The organism is Microbacterium sp. MTN4-26 (genome assembly GCF_042846595.1).
Lineage (GTDB): Bacteria > Actinomycetota > Actinomycetes > Actinomycetales > Microbacteriaceae > Microbacterium > Microbacterium luteum.
In genome coordinates this window covers 25912-38960 of record NZ_BTGO01000017.1, presented here as the reverse complement: position 1 = coordinate 38960, position 13049 = coordinate 25912, and the positions used below count along the sequence as shown (strand labels likewise).

At 67.6% G+C, this 13049-nt stretch carries 14 protein-coding genes; 4 read left to right on the top strand and 10 right to left on the bottom strand.

The window, feature by feature from the left end:
- Nucleotides 1-89 precede the first annotated feature (89 nt).
- The 4 genes from ACGG9C_RS13820 (at nt 90) to trxA (ending at nt 5427) form a co-directional block, all read left to right on the top strand.
- Nucleotides 90-2321, top strand: coding sequence for a DUF6049 family protein (locus ACGG9C_RS13820; protein WP_083336456.1), 2232 nt, complete (start codon nt 90-92; stop codon nt 2319-2321).
- Complete coding sequence (gene murJ / locus ACGG9C_RS13815) at nt 2318-3937, top strand: murein biosynthesis integral membrane protein MurJ (protein WP_194384119.1); 1620 nt, start codon at nt 2318-2320, stop codon at nt 3935-3937. The genes ACGG9C_RS13820 and murJ overlap by 4 nt, the downstream gene beginning before the upstream one ends.
- A gap of 100 nt (nt 3938-4037) precedes the next feature.
- Nucleotides 4038-5066, top strand: coding sequence for a thioredoxin-disulfide reductase (trxB, locus tag ACGG9C_RS13810; protein WP_194384120.1), 1029 nt, complete (start codon nt 4038-4040; stop codon nt 5064-5066).
- Between the two features lie 37 nt (nt 5067-5103).
- The gene (gene trxA / locus ACGG9C_RS13805; protein WP_194384121.1) at nt 5104-5427 is read left to right on the top strand and encodes a thioredoxin; all 324 of its coding nucleotides are present in this window, start codon (nt 5104-5106) and stop codon (nt 5425-5427) included.
- 86 nt (nt 5428-5513) lie between these two features.
- On the opposite strand, the gene ACGG9C_RS13800 is transcribed toward trxA, so the two are convergent.
- The 10 genes from ACGG9C_RS13800 to rpmH form a co-directional block, all read right to left on the bottom strand.
- Nucleotides 5514-5855, bottom strand: a complete 342-nt coding sequence (locus ACGG9C_RS13800) for a tryptophan synthase subunit alpha (RefSeq protein ID WP_071044209.1) — start codon at nt 5853-5855, stop codon at nt 5514-5516.
- A 66-nt stretch (nt 5856-5921) separates the two neighbouring features.
- A complete protein-coding gene (locus tag ACGG9C_RS13795) occupies nt 5922-6908 on the bottom strand; it encodes a ParB/RepB/Spo0J family partition protein (RefSeq protein WP_194384122.1) in 987 nt (328 codons plus the stop codon).
- Nucleotides 6908-7846 (bottom strand): ParA family protein, encoded by a 939-nt coding sequence (locus ACGG9C_RS13790; protein WP_071044211.1) that lies wholly within the window; start codon nt 7844-7846, stop codon nt 6908-6910. The genes ACGG9C_RS13795 and ACGG9C_RS13790 overlap by 1 nt, the downstream gene beginning before the upstream one ends.
- 1129 nt (nt 7847-8975) lie before the next feature.
- Nucleotides 8976-9299, bottom strand: a complete 324-nt coding sequence (locus tag ACGG9C_RS13785; RefSeq protein WP_194384123.1) for a GIY-YIG nuclease family protein — start codon at nt 9297-9299, stop codon at nt 8976-8978.
- A 502-nt stretch (nt 9300-9801) separates the two neighbouring features.
- A complete protein-coding gene (rsmG, locus tag ACGG9C_RS13780) occupies nt 9802-10428 on the bottom strand; it encodes a 16S rRNA (guanine(527)-N(7))-methyltransferase RsmG (protein ID WP_194384124.1) in 627 nt (208 codons plus the stop codon).
- 26 nt (nt 10429-10454) lie between these two features.
- Nucleotides 10455-10970 carry a R3H domain-containing nucleic acid-binding protein gene (locus ACGG9C_RS13775; protein ID WP_194384125.1) on the bottom strand — a complete coding sequence of 172 codons (516 nt, stop codon included), beginning with the start codon at nt 10968-10970 and terminating at the stop codon, nt 10455-10457.
- A 23-nt stretch (nt 10971-10993) separates the two neighbouring features.
- A complete protein-coding gene (gene yidC / locus ACGG9C_RS13770) occupies nt 10994-12103 on the bottom strand; it encodes a membrane protein insertase YidC (protein ID WP_194384126.1) in 1110 nt (369 codons plus the stop codon).
- An 8-nt stretch (nt 12104-12111) separates the two neighbouring features.
- The gene (gene yidD / locus ACGG9C_RS13765) at nt 12112-12468 is read right to left on the bottom strand and encodes a membrane protein insertion efficiency factor YidD (RefSeq protein ID WP_194384127.1); all 357 of its coding nucleotides are present in this window, start codon (nt 12466-12468) and stop codon (nt 12112-12114) included.
- The gene (gene rnpA / locus ACGG9C_RS13760) at nt 12465-12800 is read right to left on the bottom strand and encodes a ribonuclease P protein component (protein ID WP_071044215.1); all 336 of its coding nucleotides are present in this window, start codon (nt 12798-12800) and stop codon (nt 12465-12467) included. The genes yidD and rnpA overlap by 4 nt, the downstream gene beginning before the upstream one ends.
- A 7-nt stretch (nt 12801-12807) precedes the next feature.
- Complete coding sequence (rpmH, locus tag ACGG9C_RS13755) at nt 12808-12945, bottom strand: 50S ribosomal protein L34 (protein WP_071044216.1); 138 nt, start codon at nt 12943-12945, stop codon at nt 12808-12810.
- Nucleotides 12946-13049: the final 104 nt, after the last annotated feature.

The window sequence follows — 13049 nt, the reverse complement described above, 5'->3', positions numbered from 1 at the left end:
GCGTCACACGGCTCGGCTCCCAGGTCTCTGCAGGGGCGAACCGTAGAATCGCACCGATCGTGCGGTCATGCGTCGCACGGGAGTTCCCCATGACCGACACCTCTTCCTTCTCGCGCGCCGTTCACCGCCCGTGGCGCGGCACCCTGCGCGCAGCGGCCGCAGCCGCGCTCGCGGGCGCCGTCGCACTCGCACCGGCGACCGCGTGGGCGGCACCCGTCGACCCCGACCCCGACGCGACCGACGCACCGGTGCTCAGCGGCGAGGTCACCTACGCGATGGCACCGGCGGGGAACGGGATCGTCGATGAGGGCGATTCCCTCACGGTGTCGTTCGTCGTGAACAACGGCACGCTCGAAGCCGCCGAGGGCGTCGACGTGTCCCTCGGCCTCTCCGACGACGCCCTCGCCAGCCGCACCTCACTGTCGTCGTGGCTCGCGGGGGACTCGTCGGCGCAGACCGATGAGATCGGCACGACGTCGTTCGGCGCCACCCTCTCCGGCGCGGAGCAGACGGCGCGCCTGACCATCGACGCCGACGACGATGCTCTCGCCGACCGCGAACCGGGTGTGTACCCGCTCGCCGCGACCTTCACACGGGGCGACGACTCGGTCGAGGTGCGAAGCGCGGTGACCGTGCCCGACGACGGCGATGTGACCCCGTTGACCGTCGTGGTCCCGATCACCGCTCCGGCGATCGACACGCCGGTGCTGACGGCCGCGCAGCTCGAGGAGCTCACCGCGGAAGGCGGGTCGCTGTCATCACAGCTGGATGCGGTGGCCGGCACCCCGGTCGTGCTCGCGATCGATCCGGCGATCCTCGCGTCGATCCGGCTCCTCGGAACCTCCGCCCCCGAGTCCGCCGTCGCGTGGCTCACCGAGCTCGACGCTCTCCCGAACGCACGGTTCGCCCTGCAGTACGGCGACGCCGACGTCGCGGCACAGATGGAAGCCGGGTTCGAGACACTCCTCGAACCCGGCGCTCTCACCGCTCTCATGCGCGACGAGGACTTCACCGCACCGGTCGAGCAGCAGACCGTCGAGCCGTCGGAGGCGGCCACCCCGACGCCGACCGAGTCCTCGTCCGACGACACCGACACCGACCCGGAGACCCTCGGGATCCCCTCGCTCGAGGAGCTCCTGTCAGTGGATGCCTCGCACGAGCGCGTGTACTGGCCCGCAACCGGCACCGGCGGTTCCCTCGTGGCGGATGCGCTGGCTGAGGCGAACGGAGACGACGACGCGTCGGCGCTCATCCTGACCGAGTCCGCGCTCGTGACGGGCACCGGTGCGACCGTGCCGGCCCGCGCATCCGCCACCGACACGCAGCTGCTGGTGTACGACACCGACATCTCCCGCGAGCTGAATGCCGCCTCGGTCGAGAGCGACACCACCCTCCGAGCGGCGCCGCTGGCCGCCGCGAGCGCCTACCTGCACTTCGCCGCCGAAGACGCCGGGGAGGATCCGCTCCTGGTCACCGTGGACCGCGCGTCGACGGAGCGCTCTCGTCTCGCCCTGCGCGCCGCGGTTCTCGCCGCCACGCAGGCGCCGTCGACCGCGGCATCCCCGTTCGCCGGACTGGTCGCCCACGACCCGGCGCCGGTGCAGCTCGTCGCCGGTGTGCCCGACGAAGATCGGGCATATGCCGCGGCGGACATGCACGCGGACGAAGACGCTCTCGCTCGCTTCGCCACGGTGCTCGACGACCCGGAGCTGCTGACCGGACCGAACCGTGACGAGATCCTCCAGGTGCTCGGCACCGCCTGGCGCGGCGACGAGTCGTGGCCCGCCGTCGTCTCGGCGCAGCGGCAGGGCACGATCGAGACGATCGATTCCGTCGGGCTGCTCCCGCCGAGCACCGTCCAGCTGCTCGGCTCGTCGTCGACACTGCCCGTCTGGGTGCGCAACGACCTCCCGTACCCGGTGAACCTCACCCTCTACTCCCAGCCCGAGGATCTGCGCCTCGACGTGGAAGACGCCGTCACCGTGGTGGCCAGTCCCGCGTCGAACACCCGCATCGAGGTGCCCGTGCAGGCGCGCATCGGCAACGGTGAGGTCGATGTCACCCTCGATCTGCGCAGTCCCGCGGGGGTGCAGATCGGGTCCACCGAACGCGCCGAGGTCTACGTGCGTGCCGAATGGGAGGGCATCGGCATCACGGTGCTGGCGTTCCTCGTCGGGGGTCTCCTCGTGATCGGCCTCGTGCGGACGATCCGCCACCGCCGGCGCGCCGCGACCGACGGCGACGGCGAGGGCGAGGCGCTCGAGGCTGACGAGGACGACGCCGAAGACGCGGCATCCGCGACACCGCAGGACGATCGATGAGCGGCATCGGCCGCGCGAGCGTGCTCATCGGTGCGGGCACCGTGGTCTCGCGACTGACCGGCCTCCTGCGCACGGTCGTGCTGGTCGCCGCCGTCGGCTCGGTGCCGAGTGCTGCGGCCGACGCCTTCGCCGTCGCCAATCAGCTCCCCAACAACATCTACGCGATCATCTCGGCGGGCCTGCTGAGCGCCGTCGTGGTGCCGCAGATCGTGAAGGCGGCAGCCCACACAGACGGCGGCAGCGCCTTCGTATCGAAGCTGTTCACGCTCGGCACGGTCGGCCTGCTGGTCACCACGGCCCTCGCCACCGCCGCCGCACCGTGGCTGGTTCAGCTGTACGCGCCGGATTACACCCCGGCTCAGACCGCATTGGCCACCGCCTTCGCGTATTGGTGCCTGCCGCAGATCTTCTTCTACGGTCTCTACGCGCTGGTCGGCGAGACGCTGAACGCAAGACGCGTCTACGGTCCGTTCACGTGGGCCCCGATCGTCAACAACATCGTCTCGATCGCCGGCTTCCTGGCCTTCATCGCTCTGTTCTCCGGTCCGGTCACACAGGTCGCCGGCTGGACGCCCGACATGATCGCACTGCTGGCCGGTACGGCGACGACCGGCATCGTGGTGCAGGCGGCGCTTCTGCTGGTGTTCTGGCGCTCCGCCCGGCTGCGGGTCCGGCCGGATTTCCGGTGGAAGGGCGTCGGTCTCGCGCAGATCGGCCGCCTCGCCGGGTGGACCTTCCTCATGATGCTCGCCGGACAGGTCGCGGGACTCGTGCAGACCCGGGTGCTGTCCGAGGCCTCGAGCGACGGTCCGTCGGTCTTCGCCTTCCAGAACGCGTGGCTGCTGTTCATGCTGCCGTATTCGATCATCGTCCTGTCGATCGGAACGCCCTACTACACGCGGCTCAGCGAGCACGCCTCCGCCGGACGCGATGTCGAGGTGCGCGACGACATCGTCAGCAGCATCCGCACCCTCGGGCTGTTCGTGGTGCTCGCCACCGCCGCCCTCGCCGTCGCGGCGGTGCCCGCGAGCCGCATCTTCACCACCGACGCCGCCGGCGCCCTGCAGGCAGCGCCCGTGCTTCTGGCCTTCCTCGTGTGCCTGGTGCCGCTGGCCGTGCTGTTCGTGATCCAGCGGACGTTCTACGCCTACGACGACACCCGCACGCCATTCCTTTTCACCCTCGCGCAGGTTGCCCTGGTCGTCACGGGAGCGCTCGTCTCGGGGGCCCTCGTCGACGCCGACGTGATCGCGCTCCCCCAGCTGGCGTCCTCGGTCGCCCTCACGCAGTCGCTCGCCTCCGTGGTGCAGGTGATCCTCGCGACCTGGCTGCTGCAGCGCCGGCTCGGTGGTCTGCGAGTCGGGGAGTGGATGCTCTCGCTCGGCCGATTCGTTCTCGCCGCGCTCCCGGCGGCGGCCGCGGGGTGGGGGGTGTATCTGCTTCTCGGAGGCCCCGTCGGGTGGACGACGTCGAACCCGCTCCTCGCCGCCGTCGGCACCGGGATCATCGGCCTCGGCGTGCTCGTCGTCTATGTGGGGATGCTCGCCGTGCTGCGCGCCCCGGAGCTGCACGGCGCCTTCGGCCTCGTGCGGCGATTCCTCCCCGGCGGCCGCTGACGCGACCGGCTGCCCGTCCGGCGCGGGGCCGTTCACCTGCGGGGAATTCCAGGCCGTTACCATGTGTTGTCACGGCTGGCAGAACAACGAAGGAGGCGCAGTGCGTCAGGTCATCATCATCGGCTCGGGTCCCGCGGGTTACACGGCGGCGATCTATGCCGCGCGTGCGAACCTCGAACCCCTCGTCGTCGCCAGTTCGGTCGAAGCCGGTGGCGAGCTCATGAACACCACCGAGGTCGAGAACTTCCCCGGGTTCCCGGAAGGCATCCAGGGTCCTGAGCTCATGGCGAAGATGCAGGAGCAGGCGGAGAAGTTCGGCGCCGAGGTGCTGTACGACGACGTCGTCGACCTCGATGTCGCCGGGCGCAGCAAGAAGGTCACGCTCGGCAGCGGAAAGTCCTTCGAGGCAGACTCGATCGTCTTCGCGACCGGCTCCGCCCCGCGCAAGATCGGCATCGAGGGTGAGCAGCGTCTCTCCGGGCGCGGCGTCTCGTACTGCGCGACGTGCGACGGGTTCTTCTTCCGCGAGCGCGAGATCGCGGTCGTGGGAGGCGGTGACTCGGCAATCGAAGAGGCGACGTTCCTGACGAAGTTCGCGTCGAAGGTCTACGTCATCCACCGTCGCGACGAGCTTCGCGCATCCAAGATCATGCAGGAGCGAGCCTTCAGGAACGACAAGATCGAGTTCGTGTGGAACGCCGAGGTTGTCGACGTGCTGGGCGAGGATGCCGTCACCGGCGTCGTGCTCGAGGACACCGTCGACGGCAGCCGCCGCGAGCTCGCGCTCCAGGGCCTGTTCGTCGCAATCGGCTACGACCCCCGCACCCACCTCGTGCACGGCAAGCTCGACCTCACCGAGGCTGGCACCGTCTGGGTCGACGGTCGCTCCTCTCGCACGTCGGTCCCCGGGATCTTCGCCGCCGGTGATGTCGTCGACCCCACCTATCGCCAGGCCGTCACCGCGGCCGGCAGCGGAACGGTCGCCGCCCTCGACGTGGAGCACTACCTCGCATCGCTCGGTGAAGCCGGCGCGCCCGACGCCACGGCCGACCCGATCGAAGACCGCCCGGGCGCGGATGACGAGGAGCCCCTCGCGGCCGCGGAACATTCCCCCGCCGTCGCACGTTGACCCGATAGACGCAAGAATTCTGAGAAGGAGAGTGGAAATGACCGCCAAGGCGACCACGTCGGCGACCTTTGAGCAGGATGTCCTGCAGGCCGACGGCCCCGTGCTCGTGGACTTCTGGGCTGAGTGGTGCGGCCCGTGTCGCATGGTCTCGCCCGTGCTCGACGAGATCCAGTCGGAGAACTCCGACAAGATCACCGTGCTGAAGCTGAATGTCGACGAGAACCCCGACCTCGCGATGAAGTACCAGATCACGTCCATCCCCGCGATGAAGGTCTTCCAGGGCGGCGAGGTCAAGTCGACCATCATCGGCGCGAAGCCCAAGTTCGCTCTCGAGCAGGATCTCGCAGAGTTCCTCAGGTGACCTGCGCGTCGTGAGACGCCGAGACCCCGCTGGCCTCCGGGCCGGCGGGGTCTCGTTCTGTTCCGGGTTGTCGGTCGGGAAGGTCGTCAGGATGCGTCGGCGTGGGCGGAGGCATCCCACCGTCGGTGCTTCTCCTCGCCGAGCAGACGCCACACCGCCTTGGTCAGCGGCGGGTAGTCCAGAGCGATCTGCCGCAGCACCCGGTAGTGCCGGGCCTGGGAGGGGCGGACGCCGCCGTTCGCGGCGATGTTCTCCGCGCGCAAGGTGAGCACGACGAGTTCGTCGACGGTCGGGAGGTCTTCCATGAAGTCCCACGGGTCTTCGCCGCCGTGCAGACGCTCATCGACGAGCACGGACAACTCGTCCGCTGCCTCCGCGCGCAGCAGTTCGAGACTGGCTCGCCGCGGGGTGCTCTCGTCGTGGGTCACCCATCCAGGGTACGCCGCGCGTCCGACACGGGCATCGTGCGTGCCATCCTGTGGACAGATCGGCTTCTAGTTCGCGCCGTATCCGCTCTCGCCGAGGTCATCGAGAATGCGGTTCAGGTCCTGGATGCTGGCGAAATCGATGCTGATCTGGCCTTTTCGCATACCAAGGCTGACTTTGACGCGCGTGTTGAGGCGGTCACCCAGTCGCTCGGCCACCTCGTCGAGGTAGGCCTTGCGGGCACCGGCCTGCGGCTTGACGCTCTTGGTGGCAGTCGCGTCCGTGGTCTTCGCCGCAGCCTCCGCGGCACGCACGGAGAGGTCTTCGTTCACGATCTTGTCGGAGAGCCTCTGCATGGACTCGGGGGAGTCGAGCGAGAGGATCGCGCGAGCATGTCCGGCGCTGAGCACCCCCGCGGCGACGCGCTGCTGCACCGGCACGGGGAGCTTCAGCAGGCGGATCGTGTTGCTGATCTGCGGACGGGAACGACCGATCCGTGTGGCGAGCTCCTCCTGGGTGATGCCGAAGTCGTCGAGGAGCTGCTGATAGGCGGAGGCTTCTTCCAGGGGATTGAGCTCCGACCGGTGCAGGTTCTCCAGGAGCGCATCCCGCAACAGGTGCTCGTCGGCGGTCTCCCGGATGATCGCAGGAATCGAGGTGAGTCCCGCGGCCCGGGCCGCTCGGGTGCGGCGCTCACCCATGATGAGCTCGTAGCTTCCGCCCCCGGTGTCACGGACGACGACCGGCTGCAGGACGCCGAATTCCCGAACGCTGTGGATCAGTTCGTCGAGGTCGTCCTGATCGAAGTGGGTGCGGGGCTGGCGCGGATTCGGCACGACTGCGTGCGGATCCACGTGTGCGAGCCGCGCACCCGGCACCGCCACGAGTTCGTGAGATTCGTCCGCTGTGTCGACCACGTCGGCCGTGCTCGAGGCGGGGGCGTCATCCTCTGTCGCCGACTTGGGGAAGAACACGTCGGAGGGGCGATCCTCCGTCGCCTCGATGGTGGGGATGAGAGCCCCGATGCCTCGTCCGAGTCCCGTGCGCTTGGGCATCAGGGTGTCCCTTCGATCGATACCGAACTGTCTTTGTCTCGCCCGATGATCTCGACCGCGGCTTCGCGGTAGGCGACGGCGCCGGCCGACTGTCCATCGTAAGCGATGACGGTCTGGCCGAAGCTCGGCGCCTCCGAGACGCGCACCGAGCGCGGGATCATCGTCCGCAGGACCTCGCGGGGAAAGTGTTCCCGCACTTCCTCCGCCACCTGCTGCGCGAGGCGTGTGCGGCCGTCGTACATCGTCAGCATGATCGTCGAGAGGTACAGCGCCGTGTTGAGGTGCTTCTGGATCATCCGCACCGTGCCGAGCAGCTGGCTGAGACCCTCGAGTGCGTAGTACTCGCACTGGATCGGGATGAGGAGCTCCTGCGCAGCGGTGAAGGCGTTGATGGTGAGCAGACCGAGCGACGGTGGGCAGTCGATGATGACGAAGTCGAGTCGCTCGGTGAGTTCGGCCAGATACGTGTCCAGCGCCGTCTTGAGACGATGCTCTCGCGCGACCTGCGAGACGAGTTCGATCTCGGCGCCCGCGAGATGGATGGTGCTGGGGGCGCAGAAGAGGTTCGGTGACTCCGGGCTGTTCTGCACGATATCGGCGATGGGGAAGTCGTCGATGAGCACGTCGTAGACGCTCGGCGTGTCGGAGTCATGGGGAACGCCGAGAGCTGTCGACGCGTTTCCCTGCGGGTCGAGGTCGATGACGAGCACGCGAGCCCCCATAGATGCGAGAGCCGCCGCCAGGTTCACGGTGCTGGTGGTCTTGCCCACCCCGCCCTTCTGGTTCGACACCGTGATCACACGGGTGTTGCCACTCAGGGAGATGTCGACGCTCGCGAGAGTGCGGCGGCGCGCGGACAGATCAGCTAGTTCGCGCGCGAGAGGAGTGTCGTCGAACGAGAAAGGGGATTCCGCGGCCGATTCATCGGGCTGTTTCACGTGAAACGCTCTCTCTTTCGCGTTCTTTCGAGCATCACTCCACTCTAACCCGCACCCCCGACTCCACCCGCCCACCTCCCTTCCCGCCGATCGAGTAGCGCACGCGAGTGCGCCTATCGAGATCGTGCCTCCCACCGCGCCGGTCTCGATACGGCGGATCCGCCGCCTACTCGACCACCGGAAAGCGCCACGCCGCCGATCGAGTAGCGCGCAGCGCGTACCGAGATCCAAGCCGCCGTCACGGGCTCGTTTCACGTGAAACGGCCCAGCGGGGAACACCTTCCCGCCGATCGAGTAGCGCACGCAGTGCGCGTACCGATCCCGAATCCCGAGGGTCTCGATACGGCGGCTCCGCCACCTACTCGACCACCGGGAGGAGCCACCCGCCGATCGAGTAGCGCGCAGCGCGTACCGAGATCCGAGCCGCCGTCACGGGCTCGTTTCACGTGAAACGCCCTTTGGGAACGCCTTCCCGCCGATCGAGTAGCGCACGCGAGTGCGCCTATCGAGATCGTGCCTCCCACCGCGCCGGTCTCGATACGGCGGCTCCGCCACCTACTCGACCACCGGGAGGAGCCACCCGCCGATCGAGTAGCGCGCAGCGCGTACCGAGATCCTTCATCCCATCAAGGTTTAGTTTCACGTGAAACACCGTTTGGGAACGCCTTCCCGGTGATCGAGTGGCGCACGCAGTGCGCGTACCGAGATCCCGAACCCCGAGGGTCTCGATACGGCGGCTCCGCCACCTACTCGACCGCCGGAGGGAGCCACCCGCCGATCGAGTAGCGCGCAGCGCGTACCGAGATCCTTCATCCCATCAAGGTTTAGTTTCACGTGAAACGCCCTTTGGGAACGCCTTCCCGGTGATCGAGTAGCGCACCTAGTGCGCGTATCGAGATCCCACATCGCGAGGGTCTCGATACGGCGGCTCCGCCACCTACTCGACCACCGGGAGGAGCCACCCGCCGATCGAGTGGCGCACGCAGTGCGCGTATCGAGATCCCGAACCCCGAGGGTCTCGATACGGCGGCTCCGCCGCATGCTCGACCACCGGGATGCACCACCCCCGGCCGGTCGAGTAGCGCGCAGCGCGTACCGGGATCCGGAGCATCCGTTTCACGTGAAACGCTCACGCGCCAGCCACCTCTTGTTCGCCAGCGGCATCTCGACCCGCGAACCGACTCTTCTTGCTCAGCGCAGAAAGCGCTGACACGTGGCCGGTGATCAGGGCGATGCGCTTCGCGCGACCCCAGCCCTGCACCTGCTTCTCGCGGAGGAAGGCATCATCCATCCGTTCGTATTCCTCGAAGTACACCAACCGCACCGGGCGACGGTGGAATGTGTACTCCGCGCCTTCCCCGAAGTTGTGCTGAGCGACTCGCAGGTCGAGGTCACGGGTACTCCCTACGTAGAAGGAGCGATCCGCGCATTCGAGGATGTACATGTATGGCATACCACCAGCGTGACGCTGCCGGGGGTGGGATGGGATGACCATGCACGCATCCGTTGAGAAAGTGCGCAATGAAGCCGTCGGGGAGGGACGGACAACGAGGACGGCCTCGGCACGGCGGTTGTGCGGGATCTCGGTACGCGCACTTCGTGCGCTACTCGATCGGCGGGATGATTCCGGTGCGGTGGTCGAGTAGCCGGTGGAGCCGGCGTATCGACACCGGCACCCGGTGGGGCGAGATCTCGATACGCGCACTCCGTGCGCTACTCGATCGGCGGGTGGTGCATCATGGTGGTCGAGTAGGCGGTGGAGCCGGCGTATCGAGACCGGCACCCGGTTGTGCGGGATCTCGGTACGCGCACTTCGTGCGCTACTCGATCGGCGGGATGATTCCGGTGCGGTGGTCGAGTAGGCGGTGGAGCCGGCGTATCGACACCGGCACCCGGTGGGGCCGGGATCTCGATACGCGCGCGGCGCGCGCTACTCGATCGGCGGGCGCGGAGTGTCAGCGGGAGACCGTGGCGCGAAGCACACGCGTCGGTTCGGAGATGACACCCTCGCCCACCGTCTCCACGCGCACATCGCGCAGCTTGAAGCGACGAATCTGCTTCTCAGCCGCCGCAATCTCGTTCGACGCGTTCGCGCCCTTGAGCAGAATCAACTCGCCACCGTCACGGACGAGGGGAGCGGTGAGAGGGATCAGTGTACGGAAGGCGCTCACGGCGCGGGCCGTCACCTGGTCGAGCACCGGACCATCCGCCCACTCCTCCGCACGACCACGAACGACCTCGACGTTGTCGAGGCCCAGCGCTGCCACCTGCTCGTTCAGCCACGCGACGCGACGCTCCATGGGCTCGATCAGCACCCATTTCACGTCAGGGCGGGCGATCGCCAGTACAACTCCGGGCAGGCCTGCCCCGGAGCCCACGTCTCCCACGCGACCGGAGAACAGCGGTGCGGCGACCACGCTGTTCAGGATGTGACGCGTCCACAGGCGCGGCAGTTCCAGCGGTCCGATGAGCCCTCGCTCCTCGCCGTGGACAGCGAGTGCGGCAGTGAAGGCGCGGGCGGCGCCGATGCGATCGCCGAACAAGGGCTCGGCAGCCGACGGTTCGGGTTCCAGTTCGGTCATGGATGTTTCACGTGAAACGGCGACCGTCAGTGGCGACGGATGACCGTATGACGGTCCGCTCCCTCACCGTACGACTCCGAGACCAGCCCGCGCTCCGCGACGATGTCGTGCACCAGCTTGCGCTCGTAGCTGGACATCGAGGGAAGGGACGCCTGTGAGGCACCTTCATCCAGGCGCTCGACAGCGCGATCCACGAGCTGCTCCAGCTGCGTCTGGCGCGCGTCGCGGGAGCCGCCGATGTCGAGGATGAGACGGGAGAACCGACCTGTCTTGTTCTGTACCGCGATGCGCGTCAGCTCCTGAAGAGCCTGCACCGTGTCCGGCGCAGACAGAACGCGCACGGCATCCTCTTCCTCAGCCTCGACAGAGACGTATGCTCGCCCGGCCCGTACGTCGAGTCCGAGGTCGCCGTCGATGTCGGCGATGTCGAGGAGCTCCTCGATGAAGTCTGCGGCGACGTCACCCTCCTGCTCGAGCTGCTCGACCGTCGCGGGGGAGCGGTCCGGAGCGGACGTGGTGGCGGTGTCGGAGTTGCTGCTCATCATTCCTCTGGGTCGTTCCGTGATCAGGACTTCGCGTTACCCGATGGGCCGTTGCCGCCCGACGGTCCGGACTGCTTCTGCGCCTGCTTCTTCGCCCGCTGCTTGCCGACCGGCTGCTGCCGCTTGGGCTGTGCGGCCTTGGCCCGCTCGGCCTCCTCGACGAGACGCTGCTGCTCCGCCTGGTACTTCTCCATCGACACCACCTTGCCGGAGGAGTCGATGGCCTTGCCCTTGCGGGCCAGCCGCTCCTCGCGGGCCTTCGCCGCGTCCGACCCGGGGGTGGGCATCTCTCGGATGACGAGGAACTGCTGCCCCATCGTCCACAGGTTCGACACGAACCAGTAGATGACGACACCGAGCGGGAAGAACACGCCCGAGAAGACGAACGCGAACGGCAGCACGTACAGCATGATCTTCTGCATCTGGTACGCCTGGCCGGTCTTGGCTTCGGGGGAGAGGTTCTTCGAGATGATCTGGAGCTGTGTGAAGAACTGCGAGGCGATCATGAGCACCACGAGGGTCACCAGGATGATGATCGCCGTGGTGTTGCCCGAGTTGATGGCGTCGATCAGGGTCTCGTGGAGCGATGCGACGCCGAAGAGCTTCGCGTCGTAGAACTCCTGTGTCAGCTCCGCATTGAGCAGGCCCACACCGCCGATGCCGGCCTGTGCGTGCCGTGTGACGTCGTTCAGCACGCTGAACAGCGCGAAGAACACCGGCATCTGCACCAGGAGCGGCAGACAGCTCGACACCGGAGTGGTGCCGTGCTTCTTGTACAGCGCCATCGTCTCCCGGCTCATCGCCTCCCGCGAGAGCTGATCGCGCTTTCCCTTGTACTTCTCCTGAACTTTTCGCAGTTCAGGGGCGATTTCCATCATCTTCCGCTGGCTCTTGATCTGCCGCACGAACAGCGGAATCATCGCCGAGCGCACGACGATCACGAGACCGACGATCGAGAGCACCCACGTGAGACCCTCGGCTGCCGGCAGGCCCATCGCGGTGAACAGCCAGTGCCAGGCGACGAGCACGAGCTCGACCAGCCACTTCAGGGGCCAGAGGATGGTGCCGATCAGATCGAAACCACCGCCGCCCGATGTCTCGGTCGCCGACGAAGCGAAGCTCAGAAGATCCATGCGCGGGATCAGTCCTTTCCGGTGGAGCCAGGAACGACGAAACCCTGCGGGGTGATGTCGTGACGGAAGTCCTCACGAAGCGGCACGTCGTCGACGCCGCCCTTCGCCCAGGGGTGGCACCGCGCGAGGCGCGCGGCGGTCATCGCACTTCCCACCACGGCGCCGTACTGCTGTACCGCGGCCACCGAGTAGGCGGTGCATGAGGGGTAGTACTTGCACACGTCACCGTACGTGTGCGAGATGGTCGCCCGGTAGCCGTGAAGCAACGCCAGAGCGGCGTTCCGGGGCAGAAGCGGTATCGCACGAAGTGAATCGGATGCGGTCCAACGGCCGGCACCGACGGCATACGAGGGCAGAACACTCATGCCGCCCGCCTCGCCAGGCACCGTGCGACCTCGTCACGCAGTTGTGCGAAGTCGGCCTTCGCCGAGCCCGGGAGCGCACGGATGACCACGTCAGCACCGGGCCGGACATCGGTCAGCGCCCCCGCGCAGACAGCCTTCAGCCGTCGCCGCACGGTGTTTCGGACGACGGCTGAACCGACCTGCTTGCTCACGATGAAACCGAAACGCGCAGCCCTGTCGTCTCCCGACTGGACCACGTAGGTGATGGAATTCGCCCCGGCGCACCGCGCACCCCGGCGGACGACGGCCTTGTATTCCGCTCCGCGGGTCAGTCGGTTCTGCCTCGCGAGCACCGTGTGATCAGGCCGAGAGGGCGTCGCGGCCCTTGGCGCGACGAGCCGAGAGGATGGCACGGCCGGCACGGGTGCGCATGCGGGCGCGGAAGCCGTGCTTCTTGGCACGACGACGGTTGTTGGGCTGGAAAGTGCGCTTGCTCATGAGATCTCTTCCGGATGGGGTGTCCTCGGGACGCTCTTCCGGGGACGGGGTATCAGTACTGCCGCGAGGGCATAAGTCAACTGAGTAAGGATACGTCGACAGCG

Bases quoted from the DNA above. Each gene is read 5' to 3' on its own strand.
- ACGG9C_RS13820 (WP_083336456.1), top strand. From the start codon at position 90: ATGACCGACACCTCTTCCTTCTCGCGCGCCGTTCACCGCCCGTGGCGC.
- murJ (WP_194384119.1), top strand. From the start codon at position 2,318: ATGAGCGGCATCGGCCGCGCGAGCGTGCTCATCGGTGCGGGCACCGTG.
- trxA (WP_194384121.1), top strand. From the start codon at position 5,104: ATGACCGCCAAGGCGACCACGTCGGCGACCTTTGAGCAGGATGTCCTG.
- ACGG9C_RS13795 (WP_194384122.1), bottom strand. From the start codon at position 6,908: ATGCCCAAGCGCACGGGACTCGGACGAGGCATCGGGGCTCTCATCCCC.
- ACGG9C_RS13785 (WP_194384123.1), bottom strand. From the start codon at position 9,299: ATGCCATACATGTACATCCTCGAATGCGCGGATCGCTCCTTCTACGTA.
- rsmG (WP_194384124.1), bottom strand. From the start codon at position 10,428: ATGACCGAACTGGAACCCGAACCGTCGGCTGCCGAGCCCTTGTTCGGC.
- ACGG9C_RS13775 (WP_194384125.1), bottom strand. From the start codon at position 10,970: ATGAGCAGCAACTCCGACACCGCCACCACGTCCGCTCCGGACCGCTCC.
- yidC (WP_194384126.1), bottom strand. From the start codon at position 12,103: ATGGATCTTCTGAGCTTCGCTTCGTCGGCGACCGAGACATCGGGCGGC.
- yidD (WP_194384127.1), bottom strand. From the start codon at position 12,468: ATGAGTGTTCTGCCCTCGTATGCCGTCGGTGCCGGCCGTTGGACCGCA.
- rpmH (WP_071044216.1), bottom strand. From the start codon at position 12,945: ATGAGCAAGCGCACTTTCCAGCCCAACAACCGTCGTCGTGCCAAGAAG.